The sequence below is a fragment of the Halovibrio salipaludis genome (assembly GCF_002286965.1).
GTDB lineage: Bacteria > Pseudomonadota > Gammaproteobacteria > Pseudomonadales > Oleiphilaceae > Halospina > Halospina salipaludis.
The window spans coordinates 47689-70879 of sequence record NZ_NSKD01000010.1; the positions used below are offsets into that span (position 1 = coordinate 47689).

The window sequence follows — 23191 nt, forward strand, 5'->3', positions numbered from 1 at the left end:
AAAGGGAAGGTGCGGGCGCCATTCTAGCCGGAGCGGCTGGCGCCCGCCACCCGGGTCAGCCTTCGTCTATGAAGCTGCGCAGGTGATCGGAGCGGGAGGGGTGGCGAAGCTTGCGCAGCGCCTTGGCTTCGATCTGGCGGATGCGCTCGCGGGTCACATCGAACTGCTTGCCGACTTCCTCGAGAGTGTGGTCGGTGTTCATCTCGATACCGAAGCGCATGCGCAGCACCTTGGCCTCGCGCGCGGTCAGCCCGGAGAGTACGCCCTTCGTGGCTTCGCTCAGGCCTTCGGCCGTGGCCGAGTCCACCGGAGAGAGTGCCAGGATGTCCTCGATGAAGTCGCCCAGGTGCGAGTCCTCGTCGTCGCCGATGGGCGTCTCCATGGAGATCGGTTCCTTGGCGATCTTGAGCACCTTGCGGATCTTGTCCTCGGGCATGTCCATGCGCTCGCCAAGCTCTTCCGGGGTCGGCTCGCGGCCCATTTCCTGCAGCATCTGGCGGGAAACCCGGTTGAGCTTGTTGATGGTCTCGATCATGTGGACCGGGATGCGGATGGTCCGCGCCTGGTCCGCGATGGAGCGGGTGATCGCCTGGCGGATCCACCAGGTGGCGTAGGTCGAGAACTTGTAGCCACGCCGGTACTCGAACTTGTCCACCGCCTTCATCAGGCCGATGTTGCCTTCCTGAATCAGGTCCAGGAACTGCAGGCCGCGGTTGGTGTACTTCTTCGCAATCGAGATCACCAGGCGCAGGTTGGCCTCCACCATTTCCTTCTTGGCACGGCGGGCCTTGGCCTCGCCGATGGAAACGCGGCGGTTGATCTCCTTGATGTCGCTGACATCCAGGCCCACGCCTTCCTCGACGTTGGCGATCTTCTTCTGCAGGCGCACGATGTCGTTGGCGCGCTCACCAATGGCCTTGGCGTACTTGCGATCGCTGCTGCCCAGTTCCTCGGCCCAGTTGAGGTTGGTCTCATTGCCTGGGAACTGTTTGATGAACTCACGGCGCGGCATGCCGCATTCCTGCACGCAGATGGCCATAACGCTGCGTTCGTGCTGGCGCACCATGTCGTTGGTGGAGCGTACGACGTTGACCATCTCGTCAAAATGGCGATTGCTCAGCTTGAAGGGCGCGAAAACCTTGCCGAGCTCTTCCAGTGCCTTCTGGGCTTCCTGGCTGGATCGGCCGTGTTTGGTCACGGCGTCCATGGCGGTGTTCAGACGGTCCCGCAGCATGTCGAAACGCTGGCGGGTTTCCTCCGGATCCGGGCCGCCGTCGGAGCTTTCCTCGGCCTCGTCCTCTTCGTCTTCCTCGGAATCACCGTCCGCGCCTTCCGCCGTTTCGGACGTGGAAGGCGCGCTGGCGGCTGCCGGGAATTCGGGTTCCTCGCCTTCGGGATCGAGGTAGCCGGAGACCAGGTCGCTGATGCGGCCTTCGTTCTCGACGATGTTGTCGTAGTTGTTGATCACTGCGGCAACGGTGCCCGGGAAGTGGGCGACCGCGGCCATCACATCGCGGATGCCTTCCTCGATGCGCTTGGCGATGACGATCTCGCCCTCGCGGGTGAGCAGTTCAACGGAGCCCATCTCGCGCATGTACATGCGAACCGGGTCGGTGGTACGCCCGGCATCGCTCTCCACGGCGGCCAGGGCGGCGGCGGCTTCGGCGGCCGCGGCTTCGTCCGCGGAGGAATCACCATCCGTGATCAGAAGGTCATCGGCGTCCGGGGCTTCTTCGGTCACCTGGATGCCCATGTCATTGATCATCTGGATGATGTCTTCCACCTGATCCGGATCAGCGATATCCTCCGGCAGGTGGTCATTGACTTCGGCGTAGGTCAGGTATCCCTGCTCCTTGCCACGAGCAATGAGATCCTTGAGTCGCGATTTCTGGGAGTTGGCTGACATAGTCACCCTTTGGGCTCGGTATTGTCTGGGGCAAGATGAATCGAGCATTATAGCCACGACTCATCCGTTCTGCCAGTCAGTGGATTCCGCTATCGGCTGTCACTTCGGCCACCAGCTGCCCGCTTAATCTGGGGACGACACCGCCGGATTTCAATGCTTCGTTTCAGTGTGTATCCCGCAGGCGGTTCTCACGCAGGCGCTGGAGCTCCTGGCGTTCTTCTTCGGTAAGCTCGCTGGGCTTGCGCCCGGCCAGGATCTCGCTCGCCTGCCGGGCCTGCTGTCGGGAACGTGCACGGCCGAGCATATGCCGCGCATCCGCAAGCAGTGGTTCGTGTTCCGGGAAGTGCTCGATACGGTTGAACAGCCCCGCGAAGCGCTCCCGGGCCGGCGCGGAGAAAGCCATTTCCGCCAGCAGGGTACTGCGCGACTCAATCCCGCTCTCGAGGATCCATTGCGCGAATGCATGGGCGGAAGGGTAATGGCTGGCCGCCTGCGGTACGGCTGTCACCTCGGAGGCCAGCGGTGGCTCGTAATAGAGCGCCAGGGCCAGCAGGGTATCCCGGTCCAGCGCCATGGCCGGCTGGCCGGCGTGTTGTTGCTGTACATGGTGGGGCTGGTCGGCACTGTTGCCGCGCCTGTCGCCCCGGCCACCGGGTGAGCGGCGGGTCAGGCGCTGGAGTTCTTCCCAGAGTGCATCCCGGATGGCGGAACGGGGCATGCGACGAAGCATGGGTTCCACGCGGCTGCGCAGCTCCCCCCGGTGCTCGGCCAGACTGAGGTCCAGGCCTTCACCCTGGCGCTCGAACAGCATGCGGGACAGCGGCGTGGCCGCCTCCATGCGCCGGCTGAATGCCTCACCGCCCTCGGTGCGCACCAGTGAATCCGGATCCTCGCCTTCCGGCAGCATCAGGAACTGGATGTGCATGCCATCTTCGAGCATGGCCAAGAGGTTCTCCATGGCCCTGTCCGCGGCGCGATAGCCGGCAGTGTCCCCGTCAAAGCAGAAGATCAGGTGGTGCGAGGCGCGCAACAGGGTCTGGAGGCTCTCTTCGTTGGTGGCTGTGCCTGAGGCCGCCACCGCATTGCCGATGCCCATCTGCGCCAGAGCGATGACGTCCATGTAGCCTTCCACCACCAGCAGTGAATCCAGCTGGCGCGAGGCCTGGCGGGCCTCGTAGAGCCCGTAGATCTCACGGCTCTTGTGGTAGACCTCGGATTCCGGGGAGTTGATGTACTTGGCCTTGTCATCGCCCAGGGTGCGCCCGCCAAAGGCGATGGTGCGGCCCCGGGTGTTGCGGATGGGGAACATCAGCCGGTTGCGGAAGAGATCCCGGACCTGGCCGTTGCGCTCGTTCAGGGCCTTGACCGTGAGCAGGGCGCTGCGGGTTTCACCATTCACCCGTTTGGCCAGGGCGTCCCCTTCCGGCGGTGCGAACCCGAGGGCGAAGCGCTCGATCATGTCCTCGCTGACGCCGCGGTTGGCCAGGTAATCCCGTGCCAGGCTGCTCCAGGGGTGATTCCGTAGGGAGTCGCGGTAGAAGCGGGTGGCTTCCTCAAGGGCGCCGGTCAGACTCTGGCTGCGCTTCATGGTTTCGCGGGTCGCCTGGTCGTAGGGCACTTCGAGACCCAGGTGGGCGGCCAGCGCCTCGACGGCTTCGGTGAAGCTCTGGTTCTCGTATTCCTGCAGGAACGCAATGGCATCGCCGTGGGCGCCACAGCCGAAACAGTGGTAGAAACCCCTGTCCGGGCGGACATTGAAGGATGGCGTACGTTCGTCGTGGAAAGGGCAGCAGGCTTTGTAGTTGCCGCCGGATTTCTTCAGGGGGATGCGCTGGCCAATGATCTCGGCCAGATCGACCCGGTCGCGCAGGGTCTCAATGAAGGTCTGGGGGATCATGCCGGCCATGGTTCCGGTCCCCAAAGCAGGAACGCCCGCTCGAGGCGGGCGTCCGGGTGATCAGTAATAGCGCTCGAAGCGCTTCTGTTCACGCTGCAGTTTCTTGAGATGACGCTTCACCGCCGCGGCTCGCTTGCGCTTGCGCACCTCGGTGGGCTTCTCATAGTGCTCACGACGACGCACTTCCGAAAGAACCCCCGCTTTTTCACAGGAGCGCTTGAAGCGGCGAAGGGCCACGTCAAACGGTTCGTTATCTCTCACTTTCACAGCGGGCATGCGAAATCACCTACCTTAAAATCCGTTGTCAGATTGATGCTCTAAAGGCACTGCCTTTTCAGGATCCGCAAGTCTACGCATTCGATCCGGTGCTGTAAAGAGAGGGCGTGGCTTTCCGCTCTGGTACACTGTGCGCGTTCTTCAGGAAGCGGTGATCATGCGCGTACTCGGTATAGAAACCTCCTGCGACGAAACCGGCATTGCCCTCTACGACAGCAATGACGGTCTGTTGGCCCATGCCCTGCACAGCCAGGTGGCGGCGCATGCCGCCTACGGTGGCGTGGTGCCGGAACTGGCGTCCCGCGATCACATCCGCCGGCTGCTGCCTCTGTGTGAGCGCGTCCTCGATGAGGCCGGCTGTGGCCGGGAGGACATCGACGCCATTGCCTACACCGCCGGCCCCGGGTTGATCGGCGCGCTGCTGGTGGGCAGTACCTTTGCCCACGGACTGGCGCGCGGGCTGGATGTGCCGGTGCTCGGCGTCCATCACATGGAGGGGCACCTGCTGGCCCCCATGCTGGAGGAGCGGGCGCCGGCGTTCCCCTTTATAGCCCTGCTGGTGTCCGGCGGGCATACCCAGCTGGTGAAGGTTGAAGCACTCGGGCGCTATGAGCTGCTGGGTGAGTCCGTGGATGACGCGGCCGGGGAGGCCTTCGACAAGGCGGCACGCATGCTGGGCCTGGGCTATCCCGGTGGGCCGGCGGTGGCGAAGATGGCGCTTTCCGGAACCCCGGGGCGTTTCCGTTTTCCGCGGCCGATGACCAGCAAGCCGGGGCTGGATTTCAGCTTCAGTGGCCTCAAGACCTACACCCGCAATACGCTGCGTGACGAAGCGGGCCCTGAGGGTGCGGACGAGACCCTGCGCGCGGACGTGGCCCTGGCTTTTGAGCAGGCCGTGGTGGATACGCTCGCGATCAAGTGTCGTCGGGCCATGGAGCAGACCGGAGTGCGGCGTCTGGTGGTGGCAGGCGGTGTCGGTGCCAACCGGGCGCTGCGGGAGCGGCTGACGGCGCTTGAGGGAAGCCATCAGGCGGAACTGTTCTTCCCGCGCCTGGATTTCTGCACGGACAACGGCGCGATGATCGCCTATGCCGGCCATGAGCGATTGGTTGCTGGGCAGCGGGATGGCACCGAGATGCTGGCCGTGCCGCGTTGGCCCCTGACCGAATTGCCCGGGCTGGAGGAAGTCCGCCTCGAGGGCCTGCGCCAGACCGTGTGATGCTCAGAGGTGGCTTTCACTGCCCTGTGCCAGCCGGACAAGGTTGTCGCGGTGGCGGACGAACAGCACCAGGGCAATGACCAAGAAGACCCCGGTATGGGGTGGGTTGAGCAGGAACGCGAAAACCGGACCGCTGCCGGCGGCGACGATGGACGCCAGGGAGGCGATGCGCCACTGCCGGAAAACAAGCAGCCAGATGAGCGCCATGGTGAGAATGGTGCCGGCGGCCAGCGCCAGCCCTGTGCCGAGGGTGGTGGCAACGCCCTTGCCGCCCCGGAAGCGCGAAAACGCCGGCAGCATGTGCCCGGCTATAGCGGCCAGGGCAACCGCCGCCTGGGTGGCGGGGCTGACATCCAGATACTGGGCCAGGGTAACCGGCGCCCAGCCCTTGAGGGCGTCGCCCAGCAGCGTGAGCCCGGCCGGCCCGGGGCCGGCAATCCGGTACACATTGGTGGCACCGGGGTTTCGGGAGCCATAGAGGTGGGGCGGCGGTGCATTGAGCAGCTGGCAGACCAGGGGCGCGAACAGGATCGAGCCACTGAGGTAGCCCAGTGCACAGAGCAAGAGTGCGAACAGCAGTTCCATCGAAGGCCCTGAACCGTAATCGGGCCTTCAGGATAATGGATCAACCCGGGAGTTGGAATGGATAGCGTTTTCATTGAACGGCTGGCCGTTGAGGCTGTTATCGGCGTCCTGGACTGGGAGCGGGCGGTGACCCAGCGTCTGCTTGTGGATCTGGACCTCCGCTGGGATAATCGCGCGCCGGCTGCCGGGGACGACCTGACACTGGCACTGGACTACGCGGCGGTGTCCGAGGCCGTGGCGCAGTGCCTCAGGGAAGGGCGGTTCCGCCTGCTTGAAACGGCGGCGGAGCGGCTCGCGGCCATGCTGGCGGATGATTTCGGCGTCGGCTATCGGCGTATTGTGCTGCGCAAGCCCGGTGCCGTTCCCGGGGCTGAGGCCGTGGGCGTGGTGGTGGAACGGGGAGAAGGTGAATGAATCGGGTCTACATCAGTATCGGCTCCAACCAGAACACCGTGGTGAACGTCCGCGCCGCGCTGGATGCCCTTTCAGCCCGCTTCGGCGAGCTGGCCATCTCTTCTGTCTATGAGAGCGAGGCGGTGGGCTTTGAGGGTGAGAACTTCCTGAACCTCGTGGTTGCCCTGAACACCGACGAACCCGTGGGGCCGCTGGCGGAATGGCTCAAGCAGGTCGAGGATGACAATGGCCGGGAGCGCAACCGGCCCCGCTTCAGCTCCCGGACCCTGGATCTGGACGTGCTTACCTATGGGGATCTGGTGGGGACCATTGATGGTGTGGAACTGCCCCGCTCCGAAATCCTGAGTAACGCCTTTGTGCTCCAGCCCCTGGCCGAGATTGCGCCGGATGAGCGGCATCCGGTCAGCGGGGAGCGCTACGCGGACCTGTGGCAGTCGTACGAGCGTGACCAGCGCCTCTGGCCCATCGAGTTCCACTGGCAGGGCCGGCGGATCTCACCGCGAACCTGAACCGCTGCCCTGTGCCGCCCGGAAACGGGCAATCTGGCCGGCAGTGGCGCTGTCGAAGGCCATGTCGGTATCCGGCTCACCGTTCAGGGCGGGCAGGATCTGCCCACCGATTTCCTTCCCCAGTTCAACCCCCCACTGATCAAACGGATTGATGCGCCAGATGGCTGCCTGGACAAAGGTCCGGTGTTCGTACAGCGCAATCAGTGCGCCCAGCGTGGCCGGTTCCAGCCGCTCCATGGTGAGCAGGTTACTGGGGCGGTTGCCGGGGATGGCCCGGTGGGGTGCCAGGCGCTGGGCCTCGTCTTCCGCCATGCCTTCCGCGATCATCGCCGCGCGCACTTCCTGTTCCGTGCGCCCGAGCATGAGGGCCCGGGCCTGGGCCAGGCAGTTGGCCGCCAGCATGGCGTGATGGCCATCCGCGGGGTTGTGGCTGGTCAGTGGCAGGATGAAATCCACCGGTACCAGCCGCGTGCCCTGGTGGAGCAGCTGGTGGTAGGCGTGCTGGCCGTTGACCCCGGGGCCACCCCAGATGACGGGGCCGGTGTGGTGGCTGACCGGGCTGCCGTCCAGGCATACGCTCTTGCCGTTGCTCTCCATGTCCAGCTGCTGGAGGTGCTCCGGAAGGTGGCGCAGGTAGTGGTCGTAGGGGATAACGGCCTGGGATTCCGCGCCGAAGCCGTGCATATACCACAGCCCCATCAGTCCCATGAGCATGGGCATGTTCTGTTCCGGGGGCGCCTGCTGGAAGTGCTGGTCCATGGCATGGGCGCCGGCCAGCAGCTCCCGGAACCGCGGCATGCCCACGGCCAGGGCCACCGGCAGGCCAATCGCCGACCACAGGGAATAGCGTCCGCCGACCCAGTCCCACATGGGAAAGATGCTGTCCCCGGCGATGCCGAAATCCCGGGCACGGTCCGCATTGGCGGTAACGGCGGCGAAATGATGCTGGACGGTGGTTTCGGTGCCGCCGCCGTGCAGGAACCATTGGCGTGCCACGCGGGCGTTGGCCAGGGTTTCCTGGGTGGTGAAGGATTTGGACTGGACCAGGAACAGGGTGGTCGCGGGATTGAGTCCGGCCAGGGCCTCCCGGATGTCGCTGCCGTCCACATTGGCCACGTAGTGGCAGCGTGGATGTTCGGACTGGAAGGGCGTCAGGGCTTCTGTTGCCGTCAGCGGACCCAGATAGGAGCCGCCGATGCCGATGCTGACCACGTCCGTGATGGTGTCGCCGTTCATGCCTCGCCACTCGCCTCCGCGGACGGTGTTGGTGAAGATCTCCATGCGCTCCAAGGTCGCCTGGATGGCGGGCATGATGTTCTCTCCGTCCACCTTGACCGGCTGGTCCTGTGGTTGACGCAGTGCGGTGTGAAGGGCGGGCCGGTTCTCCGTGGTGTTGAGCTGTTCGCCACGGAACAGCGCGTCGACCCGTTCCGGCAGACCACGACCCCGGGCCAGGTCGGCCAGCAGACCGAGGGTCTGGTCGGTTACGCGGTTGCGGGAGTAATCCAGGGTGAGGCCGGCGGCCTCGAGCGTCATGCGTGGGTAGCGCTGAGCGTCCTGCTGGAAGAGTTCCCGCAGCGGCAGGCCTTCCAGCTGTGCCCGGTGATTCATCAGCGCGGACCACTCGGGCGTTTCCATGAGTGGTGGCAGGGATTGCTGCTCGGTCACTGGCTCGTCTCCCTGAGCGATTCAGTTGTTATCGAGGGTCAGGCTGAGGTTGTCGATCAGCCGAGTCTGCCCCAGCCAGGCGGCAGCGAGAATGGTGATCCGGGTGTCGTCGTGGTTGGCCGGCTCCAGGGTGTCGGTGTTGACGATGTTGAAGTAGTCCGGATGAAAGCCTTCGCTGTCGAGCTGTCGGATGGCCTCATCCGAGAGGGTGCTGTAATCGCGGCGGCCCTCCTGGATGGCGTCCCGCGCCCAGCACAGCATCTGGTAAAGGCGCACTGCCCGTTCACGGTCGCGTTCGCTCAGATAGGTGTTGCGCGAACTCATGGCCAGCCCGTCCGATTCACGGTAGGTGGGCACGCCCATAATCCCGATGGGCAGGAACAGATCGCGCGCGAGCTTGCGGATGACCGCCAGTTGCTGGAAGTCCTTCTCACCGAACACCGCCAGATCCGGCTGGACCATGTTGAACAGCAGCGTGACCACCGTCGCGACGCCGGTGAAGTGCCCGGGGCGGCTGGCACCGCAGTGCAGCTCGGTGATCACCGGCACGGTAAGGTGGGTATGGTATTCGATGCCGTTGGGGTAGACCTCGCGCACACTGGGGGCGAACACCAGATCATTGCCCCTGGATTCCAGCTTTTCCTGGTCCTCGGTGAGAGTGCGCGGGTAACTGTCGAGATCCTCGTTGGGGCCGAACTGCAACGGGTTCACAAAGATGCTGGTGACCACAATGTCCGCCTGCTGGCGGGCTTCCTCCACCAGGGCCAGGTGGCCGGGGTGCAGGTTGCCCATGGTGGGCACCAGCGCGATGCGCGCGCCGGCGTCACGGTGTGGCTTGAGTTCGGCTCTGAGGTCGGAGACGGTATGGACGGTTTTCATCCGCTGAAACTGTGTTTGCTGTCGGGAAATTCGCCGTTCTTGACGGCCTGGTCGTAGGCGCGCACGGCGCCTTCCACGGAGCCCCCCTCCTGCAGGAAGTCCTTAACGAACCGGGGCTTATGGCCACGGCTGATGCCGAGAATGTCCTGCAGGACCAGTACCTGGCCATCGGTATCGGGACCGGCGCCAATGCCAATCACCGGCACGCCCACCTCGCGGGTGATGCGGGTTCCCAGTGAGGACGTGACGCACTCAAGCAGGATCACGTCCGCCCCGGCCTCAACCAGGCGGCGGGCATGGGCGACCATGCGCTCGGCCGCTTCAGCCCCTTTGCCCTGGACGCGGTAACCGCCCAGCTTGTTGATGAACTGGGGCGTCAGGCCGAGGTGGGCACAGACGGGCACGCCGCGTTCGGTCAGCTGGTGGACGCTTTCGGCCATCCAGTCAGTGCCCTCGATCTTCACCATCTGGGCCCCGGCCTGCATCAGGCGGGCGGCGTTGTGCAGGCATTGCCCGGTGGTGGCGTAGCTCATGAAGGGCAGGTCCGTCATGACCAGCGATTCGGGCTGGGCCCTGGCGACGCATTCGGTATGGTAGACCATGTCCTCCATGCTCACCGGCACAGTGCTCTCGCGGCCCTGGAGCACCATGCCCAGCGAGTCGCCCACCAGCTGCACGTCGATGCCGCAGTCGCTGAGCAGGCCCGCAAAGGTGGCGTCATAGGCGGTCAGGCAGCTGAACTTCTGCCCTTTCTCGCGGTAGTCCCGCAGCGACTGGATGGTGGTGCTCATGAGCGGCTCCCGATTCCGTTTGGATCCTGCCAAGGGTAAAGCGGGCTCTGTGTTCAGGCAAGCGTGACGGGCGTCAGGCCGTTATCCGGGCATTCGCGGAGCAGGTCGTCGATGCGTCGCCCATCGGGCAGGCTCAGGTCGGGGTCCAGATCCAGCAGTGGGCGCAGCACGAAATCCCGGTTGGGGATTTCCGGGTGGGGAACGGTGAGCTCGGGCTGCGCGATGGTCTCGCGGCCATAGAGCAGCAGGTCGAGGTCCAGCACCCTGGGGCCCCATACGCGGGTGCGGGTCCGGCCCTGGGCGTCCTCGATGCGCAGCAGCTGTTTCAGCAGTGTGGTGGCGTCCAGGTCGGTGTCGAGCCTGGCCGCCATGTTGAGGAAGTCCGGCTGGTCGGAGGGGCCGACCGGGCTGCTGCGGTAGATGGGCGACGCATCCGCGAGGGTGGTCTCTGGCAGCTGGTGAAGTGCTTCCAGAGCCAGGTGCAGCTGCTGCAGGGGACTGTCCAGGTTGCTGCCAAGGCCGATCCAGGCGGTCACGCTCATGAGTCGTTCCGCGCGGGTTTGCGGCGCTTACGGCCGCTGCGTTTCTTGCCCCCGCCTCCCAGGGCGCGGAGCATTTCACGGCGCCGGTCGGCATCGGCATCCTGGTATTCCGTCCACCAGGCGCCCAGGCCCTGGGTGTCCTCGCCGGCGGCCTCGCGTACCAGCAGGAAGTCATAGGCAGCCCGGAAGCGGGGGTGCTCCAGCAGTCGGTCCGCGCGCTTGCCGCTGCGCTTGTCCAGCCGCAGCTGCAGCTCCCAGATCTCGCGCATCGGGGTGCTGAAGCGCCGCGGAATGGCGGTGGCCTGGGTCTGGTTCTGGATGGTTTCTCCGGCCGCCTGCTGAAGGGACTGGTAGGCAGGCTGGTCGGTTTCCGCCTCCTCCTGGCGCCAGGCCTGCTGCAGTGCCGGCCACAGCAGTGCCGCATAGAGGAAATAGGGCGTAATGGGCTTGTTCTGGCGGACCCGGCGATCGGTACTGGCCAGCGCTTCCCGGATCACCTCGTCCGGTTCGCCCTCGGCGATGGCCCTGGCGGATTCCGGGAACAGCGGTGCGAACAGGTCAAAGCGCTTCAGCATGCCGTAGGTGGTCTCCCCCTGACCGGCGGTGAAGAGCTTGAGGACTTCCTCGAACAGCCGGGCCGGCGGAATGTCCTCAAGAAGGTGGCTCATCTCACGGATCGGCTGGGCGGTATCCTCGGCGATGGTGAAGTCCAGCTTGGCGGCGAAACGCACCGCCCGGAGCATGCGCACCGGGTCTTCCTGGTAGCGTGTGACCGGGTCACCGATCAGCCGCAGCTGGCGGTTGTGCAGATCCTTCACGCCGCCGGCGTAGTCGTGGACGGTGAAGTCCCGGATATCGTAGTAGAGCGCATTGACCGTGAAGTCGCGCCGGAGCGCGTCCTCTTCGCGGGTGCCGTAGACGTTGTCGCGCAGCAGCCGGCCCTGGTCATTCACGTCCATATGCGGGTCGTTATCCGCGTCCTTGGGCGAGCCGCGGAAAGTGGTGACCTCAATAACCTCGCGCCCGAAAAGCACATGGACCAGTTTGAAGCGCCGGCCGATCAGCCGCGAGTTGCGGAACAGCTCGTGCACCTGCTCGGGGGTGGCGCTGGTCGCGATGTCGAAGTCCTTGGGGTGACCGTCAAGGAGCAGATCACGCACACCGCCACCGACCAGATAGGCTTCGTGCCCGGAGCGATTCAGCCGGTGCAGCACCTTCTTCGCGGATTCGCTGATGTTCTGGCGTGAGATGTTGTGTTCGTCGCGCGAAATGATGCGGGGTTCATGGGGAGCGGTCCCGTTCTGCCCGCCGAGCTGGCTCAGCCAGTTCTGTACCCGTTCCAGAAAACGTCTCGCCATGGAGTCTCTTGCTGATTCTGTCTGACCCGAAAGCGCGAGTGTAACGATTCAAGCGGGCTGGCGCGAGTCCGGAGGGCGGAATCAAAACGGGGCCGCCCGAAGGCAGCCCCGAAACAGGATTCAGTCTGACAGGGTTCTTGTTGTTATTCGGCGTGCATTGTTGTTCTTGTTATCGGCGCTCGACTGTTTTCGACGAACGGAACGTTTTTGCAACAGAGAGCGGAATGGCCGCTAAAAAGCTCGGCTGCCAAAACACTCAGTTCGAAGGGCATTCATTATTGTTTTTGAGCCCTTGGGGCAGCTTGTTCTTGTTGTTGGGCCGCTGCCTTGTGAGTGCGCGTTATTGTTTTTGTTGGGCGCTTTTTCTTGTTTGGGGCTGAAGTAAGCAGATGCTGTGCCAGAATTTTTACCTCTTTTTAATACAGGGAGTTACGAAGGGGAAAGGTCTGAACAGGGATTAATGTAAAGGCGTGAACTGTTACTCACACTTTGTGTTCTGCGGGCCAGCGTTTCGGACGGTAACAGTGGGTAACAGTAGCGCGCAGTCCGTCAGTGGCTGGCACTGGAGCCCGGTGCGCCGGATTTCTTGCGGGGAATGCCCAGGCGCTGACGCCGTTCCCAGAGGGATTTACGGCTGATTCCCAGTTTCTGGGCCAGTTCGGTTTCGCTCATCCGGTCCTGGTTCTCCAGCACGAAGTGCTGGAAGTAGTCCTCAAGGGACAGATCCGAGGGCGCGTCCTCCTCACGGCCATGGGGCTCGGCGGGCTGGTCGGCGCCCACCAGCCCGGTGGAGATGGCGGGTTCCTCGTCTTCCGCATCCAGATCCAGCAGCTCCGGGGTGATGACTTCGCCATCCGCCAGGATCACGGCGCGCTCGATGGCGTTCTCCATCTCGCGGACGTTACCGGGCCAGCGGTAACGCTTGATCAGCTGCATGGCTTCCGGCGAGAAGGTGTAACCGCGGTGGGTCATGCGACCGCCGATCTGTTCCAGGAAGCGTTTCGCCAGCCCCAGGATGTCGTCTTCCCGGTCGCGCAGCGGCGGCAGCCGGATCTGCATGACGTTAAGGCGGTAGAACAGGTCTTCCCGGAATTCACCGGTGCGCGTCATGGCCTTGAGGTTGCGGTGGGTGGCGGCCACCATCCGGACGTCCACCTTCCGGCTCTGGGTTGAGCCGACGCGCCGGATCTCGCCCTCCTGAAGCACTCGTAGAAGCCTGGCCTGGGCCTCGGCGGGCAGCTCACCGATCTCATCGAGAAAGAGGGTGCCGCCGTCCGCGGCCTCGATCAGGCCCGTACGGGCGGAGACGGCGCCGGTGAAGGCGCCTTTCTCGTGGCCGAAGAGCTCGGATTCGATCAGGGCCTCGGGAATGGCGGCGCAGTTGACCGAGATGAGCTTCCAGGGCGCCCGGCGGTTGAGGTTGTGCAGGGCCTGGGCGGCGAGCTCCTTACCGGTGCCGGATTCGCCGATAATCAGCACGGTGGTGTCCGTGGGCGCAACCTTGCGGAGCAGGTGGAAAACACGCTGCATGGCCGGGCAGTCGCCGTACATGAAGTGCGAGGGATCGGTGTTCGAGCCATTGCCCTTTTCAGGGCCGGGCGTGCTCTCCGGCTCGGGCTGCTGCGCGAGGATCCGCCCCACGCATTCGAGCATTTCACCATGATCGAAGGGTTTGGCGATGTAATCCACGGCGCCGAGTTTCATGGCATCCACGGCCGAGCGCAGACTGGCATAGCTGGTCATGATGAGCACGGGCACGTCCGGTGCCCGGTGGATCAGGTCGGTGCCCGGCTCGCCCGGCAGACGCAGGTCCGTGATGATCAGCTGGAAGTGGTTCAGGTCGAACCGCGCCGTTGCGTCGGCAATGGAGTCCGCCCCCTCGGCCTCATAGCCGTTGTGGGTCAGCAGTTTTTCCAGGGCCGAGCGGATGACCGCTTCGTCCTCAACAATGAGTATGCGACTCATGATGGCTGATCCGTTGTCTCGTTCGTCGGGTGGGCTTCGGGAAAACGCAGCACGAACCGGGTTCCACGTCCCGTCTCCGCGCTGGCCGGGCTCTCGACGCTGATGGTGCCATGATGTTCCTCCACGATGCTGTAGACAAGGGAAAGCCCCAGTCCGGTGCCGCGATCCGGCCCCTTGGTGGTGTAGAAGGGGTCGAAGATGTGATCCAGGTCGCTGCTGGCTATGCCATCGCCTTCATCGGTGACGCTCACCTCCACACTGGCCGCCACCCGGCGGGCGTCTATCGGGATCTCCGTGCCTTCGGGCGCGGCGTCCCGGGCGTTGGAGAGCAGATTGACGAAGACCTGGACCAGCCGCTGTTCGTCACCGGCGATCATCAGCCCGGTGTCGCAGTGGTTGCGGTAGGGGCTCGGGGATTCGCGGTCCGCCAGTGACAGAAGGTGGATCGCTTCGTCCACGCAGCGCCGTATGCGCACCGGTGCATGGGGGTTGCTTACGCCGTCCTGGCCGGCGCGTGCGAAGTTCATCAGTGACTGCTGGATGCTGGATATCCGGTTGGTCTGGCTCAGGATCTCATCGGCCGTCTCCAGTACGCCGGGCGCACCGGTCTCCAGCTTCAGGTTCTGGGCCAGGCACGCGATCCCTGTTACCGGATTACCCACTTCATGAGCCACGCCCGCGGCCAGTCGCCCAACGGACGCCAGCCGCTCGCTGTGGATCAGCTCCTCCTCCAGCCGCCGTGTCTCGGTCTGGTCCTCCACCAGGATCACGGTGCCGCCCTCGGGGTGGCCGGGGCCGGCAATGTCACTCTGGTGCAGGTTGAACCAGTGCGGCTGGCCACCCAGCTCGACCTGCCGGCGGCTCTGGTGCTGGGCTTCGCTGTGATGGAAGCTGCCGAGCAGTTCCCGCCAGGGGTCCGGCAACGCTCCCAGGGTGGCGCCCACGGTGCGGTCCGCCGCAATACCGGTGAGTGTCTCCATGGCATGGTTCCACATCAGGATCTCATGGTCGCTGCCCAGTGAGCAGGCGGCGATGGGCAGGTTCTGCAGGATCTGGCGGTAATGGCGGCGCAGGCTGTCCAGCTCGGCGGCGAGGCCGGTCAGCCGGCTCTTGTAGTCCTCCAGGGCCACTTCCACGAACTGGATGTCGTGCTGCGGTTCCTGGGAACCGCTCTGGGGCTTGAAGCCGAGATGGCGCTGAACAATGTCCTGGGCGATGGCCGGCCCGAGCAGCCCCGAGAGGTTGACTTCGAGCTGGTCGCGCAGCCGGCGCAGCGGATAAGGCCTGTTCTCTGAGGCCGGCAGGTCAAGCTGATCCAGGGCCCTCTCCACTTCCCGGGTAGCCACCTCGTTGCCCAGTGGCACCGTGAGCTGGGACTTGAACTCCTCGGAGGAGGTGGCTTCCAGCTCCCGCCGTGGCGGGCGTGCCATGGCCCCGATGCTGCAGGATTCCGCAGCCCGGACTTCGCCGTTGCTGGTACCGGTGAGCATGGAGGTCAGCGCGAACACCACCACGTTAACGCTCAATGCAAGGAAGGTGGGCACGTGCCAGCTGTCGGTGTCCGAGGGCTGCATCAGGTGGAGACCCAGCCAGTCGCCGGGGGCAATGCCGGTGGCGAACGGCAGTACCAGCCCCGCGAACCAGACCAGCATGCCCGCGATGATGCCGCTGATCACGCCCTTGCGGTTGCCTTCGGGCCAATAGATAACGGCCAGCACCCCTGGCAGGAGCTGGAGCACCCCGGTCAGGGCGATCAGGCCCAGGCTGTCCAGCGCGAGATGTCGGCCTATCAGGGCGTGGAAGAGCAGTGCCGCCAGGATGATTGCCAGGATCAGGAGGCGGCGCACGCTCTGGAGCCAAGTGTAGATGCTGCGGTTTTCCGGTGGTGAGCGCAGCGGAAGCACCAGGTGGTTGAGAAGCATGCCGGAGAGCGCCAGGGTCAGCACGATCGTCAGTGCGCTGGCGGCGGAAAGGCCGGCCAGGTAGGCGAGTGTGGCCAGCAGCGGTGACTCCAGCACCACGCCCAGGCTGACGGCGAACAGGTCCGGGCTGCCAGCGACCCCGAGGGCGCGGGCGCTCCAGAGGACGATGGGAACCGGCAGGGCCAGGAGCAGCAGGTAGAGGGGCAGCCCCCAGCTGGCGCGCGCCAGGGCACGGGGGCTCGGGTTCTGGGTGAAGGTCATGTGGAACATGTGCGGCATGACCAGGGCGGCCGCAAAGGAAATCAGCAGCAGGGCGCGCCAGTTGCCGTCACTGAGCCGGCGCTCCAGGGCGCTGACCTGATGGCTCTGGCCCTGGAGCCAGGTCTCCAGTCCCGCCGGACCGTTGAAAACACTGAACAGCAGGATGACCGCGATGCTGCCCAGGGCAAGCAGTTTGACCAGTGCCTCGAAGGCCATGGCCATGACCAGCCCTTCATTGCGCTCCACGCCCTGGCTGCGGCGGGCACCGAAGAGTGCGGTGAACACGGCTGCCAGAACCGCGAAGAGGGTAGCGCTGAACCAGCGGCTGGCATCGGGTGCCAGGGTCTGGATGGCGCCGGCCATGGCCTGCATCTGCAGGCTGAGCAGGGAAAGGATGGCGATGCCGGAGCACAGTGTTACCAGTGTACCCGCCCACTGGGAGCGGTACCGGAAGGTGAACAGATCCGCCAGCGAGCTGAGCTGGTAGCCGCGCGCCAGCCTGAGGATCGGGTGCAGCAGCACCGGCCCCAACAGAAAGGCGCCGCAGAGCCCCAGGTAGTAGGCCAGGTACCCGTAGCCGAAGCTGTAGGCCATGCCCACAGCCCCGAAGACCGCCCAGGCTCCGGCATAAACGCCCAGGCTCAGCACGTACACCAGTGGGTGATGGGTCCAGTGCCGGGGCAGCCAGTTGCGGTCCGTGGCGTGGGCAATGGCGAACAGCACCGCCAGGTAGAGGGCACTGATCAGCAGCAGCGTTGGCACACTAAAGCTCATCGCCGTCCCTCCGGTGATCGAGCCAGAAGGCGAGGGCGATCAGGGCGAGCCAGACCCCGAACGGCTGGTACCAGGCACTCCCGGGCTCGACCCACCAGTCCATGATGTCGGGCGAGAAGATGTAGATGGCCAGTACCAGCAGGAAGACCAGACGATAGATGTACATGGTCATGCCCTCCGGAGCCTGTCCGGGTCCCAGTGGCTGACGGCCCATTCCAGCTGTTTTTCCACGGGCCCCTCATTGAGGTTCCCGGGTGGGCGGTGCGCCAGGGCGGTGAGGGCCTGGCTGATGTTCCGCGGTGCCATGGTGTCATCGATGGCGGAGGCGCCTGCCTGTTTGCTCAGCTTCTGACCCCGCTCGTTACAGACCACCGGAAAGTGCAGGTAGGTTGGCGGCGTCTCTTCCAGGGCGTCGTAAAGGCAGAGGTGTGTGGGGGTGAGGTCGGCCAGGTCCTGCCCCCGGACCACCTGGTTGATGCCCTGGGCAATGTCATCCACTACCACGGCAAGGTGATAGGCGTAGAAGCCTTCCTTGCGCCGCAGTACCGCATCGTCCTTTTCCCGCACCAGCCTCAGGGGCTGTTCGCCCAGCACACGGTCATACCAGTGCCCGTCATGCGCCTCTACCGGAAAGCGCAGCGCAAAGGGCTCCGGCTGGTTCCAGTCCGGCCGCTCGCGGCAGTGCCTGGGGTGCTGGCCCCCATGGGCATTGAGTTCACTGCGGGAACAGGGGCAGGGGTAGAGTCTGCCGGCCTGCCGGAGCTGGGCCAGGGCAGCGTCATAGGCCTCGCTGCGCTGGGATTGGTACCAGGGGAGTTCGTCAGGGACCAGACGGTGGGCCGCGAGGGTATTCAGGATGCGCTGTGCGGCGCCGGGAGCTTCGCGCAGCGGGTCTATGTCCTCGATGCGGACCAGCCAGGTGCCATCATGCGCACGCGCATCCAGCCAGCTCGCCAGTGCCGCGACCAGCGAGCCGAAGTGGAGTGGCCCTGTGGGCGATGGGGCAAAACGGCCGCGGTAGGCCATGACAGCGCCTGGGATGGATCAGACGCCAGTCTGTTTTTCCCGGATCTCGGCCAGGGTCTTGCAGTCGATGCACAGGGTTGCGGTCGGGCGCGCCTCTAGCCGCCGGATGCCGATCTCCACGCCACACTGGTCGCAGAAGCCGTAATCGTCCTTGTCGATCCGGTCGATGGTCTTGTCGATCTTGCGGATCAGCTTGCGTTCGCGGTCACGGGTGCGCAGCTCCAGGCTGAATTCCTCTTCCTGAGTGGCACGGTCGCTCGGGTCCGCGTAGTTCTCGGCGTCCTCCTGGAGGTGGTGTACCGTGCGGTCCACTTCCTCCATCAGCTCCTGTTTCCAGCCGAGCAGGATCTTCCGGAAATGCTCCAGCTGCTCCTGGTTCATGTACTCTTCATCATCGCCCGGCTGGTAGGGCTTGAAGTCGGCAAAGTCGTTCTGAACAGCGGGTTCATTCTTCGACATAATGGTTACCCCTTTCGAGTCGCAGCCGGCCTGGCGCCGGCGACTGACCTTCGGCATCATTGCCGCAATTCCGGATTGGCCACGCCATCCGCTCTTTATAGAAGATGCGGGGCATGGCAGGCAAGACTGCGAAACGTAGCAGATAACATCTGAGGGAGCTACCCATGGAATTCGATCCACCACTGACGCCTGGAATCCTGGTGCGTCGCTATAAGCGCTTTCTGGCCGATGTGACGCTGGATTCCGGTGAGACGGTGGTGGCGCACTGCCCGAACACAGGGTCCATGATGGGCTGCGATGCGCCCGGGAGCCGGGTATGGCTCAGCCATTCCGATAACCCCAAACGCAAGCTGGCCTGGACCTGGGAGCTGGTGGAAACAGGCTCTGGAGGGGAGGTTGCCTGTATCAATACCGCACGCGCCAATACCGTGATGGGTGAGGTGCTGAGTGGCGGCCGGTTTCCGGGCTTTGAAGGGTACGATCGGGTACGGTCGGAAGTCCGTTACGGCAGTGAGAAGAGTCGTATCGACTGGCTTCTGGAGGACAGCGCTGGACAGCGTAGACCGGTCTGGATCGAGGTAAAGAATGTGACCCTCGCGGAGGGAAACGTTGCGTACTTTCCGGACGCAGTTACGGCGCGCGGGCAGAAGCATCTACGCGAGTTGCAGGGACGGGTGGAAGCCGGGGACCGGGCCATGCTGCTGTTCTGTGTCAGCCATTCCGGTGCCCGGGAGGTACGGCCGGCCGAGGGTATCGATCCGGTGTATGCGCAGCTGTTGCGTGATGTGGTTGATCGGGGCGTGGCGTGTCGTGCCTGGCGGATGACCATGACACCCGAGGCCCTGGAGCCGGGCGGGGAGGTGAGTGTTGTTCTATAGGGCGAGCCGCACGCAGGAGTGGCTCCTGCGCGCGGCCGCGCCCGTCAGGAAACGCTTTCCGGTTCCGGGGCGTGCTGCTGGGCTTGCTGTTGCGCGTAAGTGAGGTAGTCGGTGTAGCCGTGGGCACTGCCACCGTACATGGTTGCGGGGTCCACCTTGTTCCAGGGCAGCTCATGCCGGATGCGATGGGGCAGGTCCGGGTTGGCGATAAAGGGCTTGCCGAATGCGAACAGTTCGCCATAGCCCGCCTCAAGCATGCGCAGGGCCTTTTCCGGTGTATAGCGCCCGGCAAAAATCAGAGCGCCGCTGAAGGCGTCTCTCAGTTCCTGGCAGAAGCTGTCCGGCAGTTCGGGCGCATTGTCCCAGTCCGCCTCGGCAATCGAGATGTAGGCGATGCCCTGGCTGTCCAGCATCCGGGCTGCTTCCACATAGGTTTCGTGGGGGTCGGATTCAACCAGACCGAGGTAGACGCGCTCTTCGTCGGTGCTTTCGAACAGCGGCGAGAACCGGACACCGAGCCGGTTGGCACCCACTTCCTGAGAAACCGCGTCGACGATCTCTTCCAGGAAGCGCAGGCGGTTGCGCAGGCTGCCGCCGTATTGGTCAGTCCGGTGGTTACTGTGTTCCGAGATGAACTGGTTGACCAGGTAGCCATTGGCGCTGTGGATCTCCACCCCGTCAAAGCCGGCTTCCATGGCATTGCGTGCCGCGCGGGCGTACAGCTCAACCATTTCACCCACTTCATCAGTACTCAGGGCGCGGGGTTCGTCGGAATCAGTGATCATGCCTTCACCGGGCCCTGTTTCAACAAACACCTTAACGGTCTCGTTGCGGATGGCGGACGGTGCCACCGGAGCCGCCCTCTCAGGTTGTAGCGAGCGGTGTGATATCCGGCCCACGTGCCAGAGCTGGCAGAAGATCGTGCCACCCTGGGCGTGAACGGCCTCGGTGACCTTTTTCCAGCCCTCAACCTGCTCCGGGGTGGAGATACCCGGCGTCCAGGCATACCCCTGGCCACGCGGCTCGACCTGAGTGCCTTCCGAGACCATAAAGCCGGCGGAAGCCCGCTGGGCGTAGTAGGTCGCCATCATATCGTTGGGGATGTTGCCCGGCTGAGTGCTTCTGGAGCGCGTCAGCGGTGGCAGCACAATGCGGTTGTTCAGCGTTAGGTCGCCGAGGCGGATTGATTCAAAAAGCGATTCAGTATTCATGGTTCTGGAACCTGTTCAGTTGAATGAAGATGGTGGAACCGGGGCCTGATCGTTGTGTCACAGGCCCCCGCACATCGGTGCTCAGAAGAGGCCGTTGGTGGCTTCGTTCAGGCTGATGATGACGTTCTTGGTTTCGGTATAGTCATGCAGCATCATCTTGTGGGTCTCACGCCCGATGCCGGATTTCTTGTAGCCGCCAAAAGGCGCGTGGGCCGGCAGTTCATGGTAGGTGTTGACCCACATCCGGCCTGTCCTGACGGCTCGCGCGACCCGCAGGGCGCGATTGATGTCCTGCGTCCAGACGGCACCGGCCAGGCCGTACTCCGAGTCATTGGCCAGCTCAATCGCGTGGTCCTCATCGTCGAAGGGCATGACGACCAGAACCGGGCCGAATATCTCTTCCTGCGAGACCCGCATGTCATTGTTGGCATCCACAATGAGCGTGGGCTCGATGAAGCAGCCATTGCCGTGGTTCTCGCCCTCAAGACGCTTGCCGCCGGTCAGGATGGTGGCACCTTCCCGGGATGCGAGATCGACATAGCCCAGAATGCGCTCCGTCTGCTGCTGGCTGACCTGACTGCCCATCTGGGTGGTGGGATCCATGGGGTCGCCAACCCTGATGTTTTCGAACCGGTTCTTCAGCGATTCCAGAAAGTCATCCAGTATGGAGCGGTGCACCAGCAGGCGGGCGCCCGATTCGCAGGCCTGGCCCTGGTTGAGCAGGATCGACAGGGCGGCGCCTTCCAGCGCTTTTTCCTGGTTGGCATCCGGGAAGACGATGTTCGCTGACTTGCCACCCAGCTCCAGGGTGGTGGGTGCGAGTTTGTCCGCCGCTGCTTTCGCCACGCGATAGCCCACGTCTGTCGAACCCGTAAACGCCAGCTTGTCGACATCCGGATGATCAAGCAGTGCCTGGCCGGCCTCGGAGCCTTTACCTGTGACGATATTGACGGTACCGGCGGGCAGCACATCGTTCAGGATTTCCCCGAGCGTCAACAGCGTAATGGAGGTCATCTCAGCGGGTTTGATAACGACGGTGTTGCCGGTGGCAATGGCGGGCGCCAGTTTCCAGGCCGCCATCAACAGCGGATAGTTCCAGGGGATGACCTGCCCGACCACGCCCATGGGCTCACTCAGCACCAGGCTCAGCGTGTTCTCGTCCAGCTGGGTCGCCTCATCGCTGTGCGAGCGGATGACACCGGCGAAGTAGCGGAAGTGGTCGATCGCCATGGGGATGTCCATCTGACTCGATTCCCGCACGGGCTTACCGTTGTCCAGCGTCTCCAGATGGAAGAACTCCTGGGTGCGGGCCTCCAGCCGGTCGGCGATCGTCAGCAGTGCCTGCTGGCGCTGCTGCGGTGATGTCTGGCGCCATTCGGGGAATGCCGCACGCGCCGCTTTTACGGCCCGGTCAATATCATCAGCATCCGCCAGCGGCAGGTGCGAGAGCGTCTCGCCGGTAGCTGGATTGATTGTCGGAATTGTCCGGGAAGAGCCGCTGTCAGCCCACTCGCCGCCGATCAGCATCTGGTAGTTGGGCTTGATCAGCTGCTGGTATTGCTCTTTTGGCAGTATTTCCACCATGTCGTGCTCCTGTTGCTTCGAGCCTGACGCATGTCAGGCGGACTGGCGCAGAAGGCTGCGTGTCCGTTGAATGGCTGCGATGACAGGAACAAGGTTAAGGATGTAATATCACAAACAGAAACAGTAATTTTTGGTGAGAAATACAAATATGAGTGGTATTGGCAATATCGACCTGAAGCAGTTGCGTGTGCTCAGGGCGTTGCTGAAAGAGAGAAGCCTGACGCGGGCGGCCAGTCAGATGGGGATGACTCAGCAGGCGGTGAGTGCGCAACTGAACAAGTTGCGGGAGGTTTTCCAGGATCGTCTTTTCCTGCGTTCACGACAGGGTGTTGTACCAACGCCACTGGCACAGGAGCTCGAGCCAAGGGTGAAGGCTGTCTTTGACAGTATTGAGCAGTTGATTCCCCCAGAGCGGTTTGATCCGGCAAGCGTGCAGGGCACCTATGTCATATCCGCGACTGACTATGCGGTGGAGGTGGTGCTGCCTGAACTGGTCGCCAGGGTCAGACAGCAGGCGCCGGGCCTGAAGCTGATAGTCCGTCAGTTCGAGAGTGACCGTCTGCATGCCATGCTGGCCTCCGGTGAGCTGGACCTGGCCCTGACGTTCCCTGCCTTCGCGCCAGAAAGCTGCCAGAGCAAGCTGCTCTTCTCGGAGTATCACATCTGCGTGGCAGGGAATGACTCGCCACTGCATGAGCGCAAGCTGACCATCGGTGATGTGGCTGAATTGCCACAGCTCATTGTCTCGCCCACGCGCGCCAATCTGATTGGTTCCGCTGACAGCTGGTTTGCCAGCAAAGGGTACGGGCGCAATATCGTCATGTCCGTCCCCAGTTTCTCTGCGGCGCCAACCTGTGTTGCCTCCAGCGACTGTGTTGCCTTCCTGCCCTCAAGGATTCTTCCCCATCCGCTGGTAACCCCTATTGATCTGGAGGAATCGCCGCCCTGTTTCGATGTTATTGCCGCATGGCACCCGCGTACCGACCAGGATCCCCTGCAGCAGTGGGTGCTTTCCCTTCTGCAGGAGGCGTTTCCAGGTCAGGTTTGATGGTAATCGTCGCCTCCGG

General features: G+C 63.9%; 21 protein-coding genes. 5 read left to right on the plus strand and 16 right to left on the minus strand.

Annotated features, from left to right (window positions below; genetic code table 11):
- Positions 1-55: 55 nt before the first annotated feature.
- The 3 genes from rpoD to rpsU form a co-directional block, all read right to left on the minus strand.
- The gene (gene rpoD / locus CK501_RS15215) at positions 56-1906 is read right to left on the minus strand and encodes an RNA polymerase sigma factor RpoD (protein ID WP_095618598.1); all 1851 of its coding nucleotides are present in this window, start codon (positions 1904-1906) and stop codon (positions 56-58) included.
- A gap of 163 nt (positions 1907-2069) precedes the next feature.
- Positions 2070-3812, minus strand: a complete 1743-nt coding sequence (dnaG, locus tag CK501_RS15220; RefSeq protein WP_095618599.1) for a DNA primase — start codon at positions 3810-3812, stop codon at positions 2070-2072.
- A 51-nt stretch (positions 3813-3863) separates the two neighbouring features.
- Complete coding sequence (rpsU, locus tag CK501_RS15225) at positions 3864-4079, minus strand: 30S ribosomal protein S21 (RefSeq protein WP_077529332.1); 216 nt, start codon at positions 4077-4079, stop codon at positions 3864-3866.
- 157 nt (positions 4080-4236) lie between these two features.
- Here rpsU and tsaD point away from each other — a divergent pair, with 157 nt between their 5' ends.
- Complete coding sequence (gene tsaD, locus CK501_RS15230; RefSeq protein ID WP_095618600.1) at positions 4237-5298, plus strand: tRNA (adenosine(37)-N6)-threonylcarbamoyltransferase complex transferase subunit TsaD; 1062 nt, start codon at positions 4237-4239, stop codon at positions 5296-5298.
- A gap of 3 nt (positions 5299-5301) precedes the next feature.
- On the opposite strand, the gene plsY is transcribed toward tsaD, so the two are convergent.
- Positions 5302-5883 (minus strand): glycerol-3-phosphate 1-O-acyltransferase PlsY, encoded by a 582-nt coding sequence (gene plsY, locus CK501_RS15235; RefSeq protein WP_095618601.1) that lies wholly within the window; start codon positions 5881-5883, stop codon positions 5302-5304.
- Positions 5884-5940: 57 nt separating this feature from the next.
- Here plsY and folB point away from each other — a divergent pair, with 57 nt between their 5' ends.
- Together folB and folK (CK501_RS15245) are read left to right on the plus strand one after the other, a co-directional pair.
- The gene (gene folB / locus CK501_RS15240) at positions 5941-6297 is read left to right on the plus strand and encodes a dihydroneopterin aldolase (protein WP_095618602.1); all 357 of its coding nucleotides are present in this window, start codon (positions 5941-5943) and stop codon (positions 6295-6297) included.
- Positions 6294-6806 carry a 2-amino-4-hydroxy-6-hydroxymethyldihydropteridine diphosphokinase gene (folK, locus tag CK501_RS15245; protein WP_095618603.1) on the plus strand — a complete coding sequence of 171 codons (513 nt, stop codon included), beginning with the start codon at positions 6294-6296 and terminating at the stop codon, positions 6804-6806. Before folB ends, folK (CK501_RS15245) begins: the two co-directional genes overlap by 4 nt.
- Here the strand turns inward: folK (CK501_RS15245) and pgi are convergent.
- The 10 genes from pgi to dksA all read right to left on the minus strand — a co-directional run bounded on the left by pgi (position 6792) and on the right by dksA (position 18451).
- A complete protein-coding gene (pgi, locus tag CK501_RS15250) occupies positions 6792-8474 on the minus strand; it encodes a glucose-6-phosphate isomerase (protein ID WP_233128925.1) in 1683 nt (560 codons plus the stop codon). The two genes, folK (CK501_RS15245) and pgi, sit on opposite strands and share 15 nt — an antisense overlap.
- Before the next feature lie 21 nt (positions 8475-8495).
- Positions 8496-9353, minus strand: a complete 858-nt coding sequence (gene panC, locus CK501_RS15255; protein WP_095618604.1) for a pantoate--beta-alanine ligase — start codon at positions 9351-9353, stop codon at positions 8496-8498.
- Positions 9350-10144, minus strand: coding sequence for a 3-methyl-2-oxobutanoate hydroxymethyltransferase (gene panB, locus CK501_RS15260; protein ID WP_095618605.1), 795 nt, complete (start codon positions 10142-10144; stop codon positions 9350-9352). The genes panC and panB overlap by 4 nt, the downstream gene beginning before the upstream one ends.
- Before the next feature lie 53 nt (positions 10145-10197).
- Positions 10198-10686 (minus strand): 2-amino-4-hydroxy-6-hydroxymethyldihydropteridine diphosphokinase, encoded by a 489-nt coding sequence (gene folK, locus CK501_RS15265; RefSeq protein WP_095618606.1) that lies wholly within the window; start codon positions 10684-10686, stop codon positions 10198-10200.
- Positions 10683-12044 carry a polynucleotide adenylyltransferase PcnB gene (gene pcnB, locus CK501_RS15270; RefSeq protein ID WP_095618607.1) on the minus strand — a complete coding sequence of 454 codons (1362 nt, stop codon included), beginning with the start codon at positions 12042-12044 and terminating at the stop codon, positions 10683-10685. The genes folK (CK501_RS15265) and pcnB overlap by 4 nt, the downstream gene beginning before the upstream one ends.
- A gap of 549 nt (positions 12045-12593) precedes the next feature.
- Positions 12594-14009 (minus strand): sigma-54-dependent transcriptional regulator, encoded by a 1416-nt coding sequence (locus CK501_RS15275; protein WP_095618608.1) that lies wholly within the window; start codon positions 14007-14009, stop codon positions 12594-12596.
- Positions 14006-16966: an ATP-binding protein gene (locus CK501_RS15280; protein WP_095618609.1), complete on the minus strand. Its 2961-nt coding sequence runs from the start codon at positions 16964-16966 to the stop codon at positions 14006-14008. The genes CK501_RS15275 and CK501_RS15280 overlap by 4 nt, the downstream gene beginning before the upstream one ends.
- On the minus strand, positions 16956-17132 hold the full coding sequence (locus tag CK501_RS16900) for a hypothetical protein (RefSeq protein WP_198949554.1): 177 nt from the start codon (positions 17130-17132) through the stop codon (positions 16956-16958). The genes CK501_RS15280 and CK501_RS16900 overlap by 11 nt, the downstream gene beginning before the upstream one ends.
- 2 nt (positions 17133-17134) lie before the next feature.
- Positions 17135-17992: a tRNA glutamyl-Q(34) synthetase GluQRS gene (gene gluQRS / locus CK501_RS15285; RefSeq protein ID WP_095618610.1), complete on the minus strand. Its 858-nt coding sequence runs from the start codon at positions 17990-17992 to the stop codon at positions 17135-17137.
- 18 nt (positions 17993-18010) lie between these two features.
- Complete coding sequence (gene dksA / locus CK501_RS15290) at positions 18011-18451, minus strand: RNA polymerase-binding protein DksA (protein WP_077529412.1); 441 nt, start codon at positions 18449-18451, stop codon at positions 18011-18013.
- A gap of 164 nt (positions 18452-18615) precedes the next feature.
- Here dksA and sfsA point away from each other — a divergent pair, with 164 nt between their 5' ends.
- Positions 18616-19329: a DNA/RNA nuclease SfsA gene (gene sfsA, locus CK501_RS15295; protein WP_095618611.1), complete on the plus strand. Its 714-nt coding sequence runs from the start codon at positions 18616-18618 to the stop codon at positions 19327-19329.
- A 44-nt stretch (positions 19330-19373) separates the two neighbouring features.
- Here sfsA and CK501_RS15300 read toward each other — a convergent pair whose 3' ends face one another.
- Together CK501_RS15300 and CK501_RS15305 are read right to left on the minus strand one after the other, a co-directional pair.
- Positions 19374-20540, minus strand: coding sequence for an alkene reductase (locus CK501_RS15300; RefSeq protein ID WP_095618612.1), 1167 nt, complete (start codon positions 20538-20540; stop codon positions 19374-19376).
- 81 nt (positions 20541-20621) lie between these two features.
- Positions 20622-22124: an aldehyde dehydrogenase family protein gene (locus tag CK501_RS15305; RefSeq protein WP_095618613.1), complete on the minus strand. Its 1503-nt coding sequence runs from the start codon at positions 22122-22124 to the stop codon at positions 20622-20624.
- A gap of 148 nt (positions 22125-22272) precedes the next feature.
- Here CK501_RS15305 and CK501_RS15310 point away from each other — a divergent pair, with 148 nt between their 5' ends.
- Entirely contained in the window at positions 22273-23172 is a 900-nt protein-coding gene (locus tag CK501_RS15310; protein WP_095618614.1) for a LysR family transcriptional regulator, read from the plus strand.
- Positions 23173-23191 lie beyond the last annotated feature (19 nt).

Excerpts from the sequence above, each read along its gene's own strand:
- rpoD (WP_095618598.1), bottom strand. The coding sequence starts at position 1,906 with ATGTCAGCCAACTCCCAGAAATCGCGACTCAAGGATCTCATTGCTCGT.
- dnaG (WP_095618599.1), bottom strand. The coding sequence starts at position 3,812 with ATGGCCGGCATGATCCCCCAGACCTTCATTGAGACCCTGCGCGACCGG.
- rpsU (WP_077529332.1), bottom strand. The coding sequence starts at position 4,079 with ATGCCCGCTGTGAAAGTGAGAGATAACGAACCGTTTGACGTGGCCCTT.
- tsaD (WP_095618600.1), top strand. The coding sequence starts at position 4,237 with ATGCGCGTACTCGGTATAGAAACCTCCTGCGACGAAACCGGCATTGCC.
- plsY (WP_095618601.1), bottom strand. The coding sequence starts at position 5,883 with ATGGAACTGCTGTTCGCACTCTTGCTCTGTGCACTGGGCTACCTCAGT.
- folB (WP_095618602.1), top strand. The coding sequence starts at position 5,941 with ATGGATAGCGTTTTCATTGAACGGCTGGCCGTTGAGGCTGTTATCGGC.
- folK (WP_095618603.1), top strand. The coding sequence starts at position 6,294 with ATGAATCGGGTCTACATCAGTATCGGCTCCAACCAGAACACCGTGGTG.
- panC (WP_095618604.1), bottom strand. The coding sequence starts at position 9,353 with ATGAAAACCGTCCATACCGTCTCCGACCTCAGAGCCGAACTCAAGCCA.
- panB (WP_095618605.1), bottom strand. The coding sequence starts at position 10,144 with ATGAGCACCACCATCCAGTCGCTGCGGGACTACCGCGAGAAAGGGCAG.
- folK (WP_095618606.1), bottom strand. The coding sequence starts at position 10,686 with ATGAGCGTGACCGCCTGGATCGGCCTTGGCAGCAACCTGGACAGTCCC.
- pcnB (WP_095618607.1), bottom strand. The coding sequence starts at position 12,044 with ATGGCGAGACGTTTTCTGGAACGGGTACAGAACTGGCTGAGCCAGCTC.
- CK501_RS15275 (WP_095618608.1), bottom strand. The coding sequence starts at position 14,009 with ATGAGTCGCATACTCATTGTTGAGGACGAAGCGGTCATCCGCTCGGCC.
- CK501_RS15280 (WP_095618609.1), bottom strand. The coding sequence starts at position 16,966 with ATGAGCTTTAGTGTGCCAACGCTGCTGCTGATCAGTGCCCTCTACCTG.
- CK501_RS16900 (WP_198949554.1), bottom strand. The coding sequence starts at position 17,132 with ATGTACATCTATCGTCTGGTCTTCCTGCTGGTACTGGCCATCTACATC.
- gluQRS (WP_095618610.1), bottom strand. The coding sequence starts at position 17,992 with ATGGCCTACCGCGGCCGTTTTGCCCCATCGCCCACAGGGCCACTCCAC.
- dksA (WP_077529412.1), bottom strand. The coding sequence starts at position 18,451 with ATGTCGAAGAATGAACCCGCTGTTCAGAACGACTTTGCCGACTTCAAG.
- sfsA (WP_095618611.1), top strand. The coding sequence starts at position 18,616 with ATGGAATTCGATCCACCACTGACGCCTGGAATCCTGGTGCGTCGCTAT.
- CK501_RS15300 (WP_095618612.1), bottom strand. The coding sequence starts at position 20,540 with ATGAATACTGAATCGCTTTTTGAATCAATCCGCCTCGGCGACCTAACG.
- CK501_RS15305 (WP_095618613.1), bottom strand. The coding sequence starts at position 22,124 with ATGGTGGAAATACTGCCAAAAGAGCAATACCAGCAGCTGATCAAGCCC.
- CK501_RS15310 (WP_095618614.1), top strand. The coding sequence starts at position 22,273 with ATGAGTGGTATTGGCAATATCGACCTGAAGCAGTTGCGTGTGCTCAGG.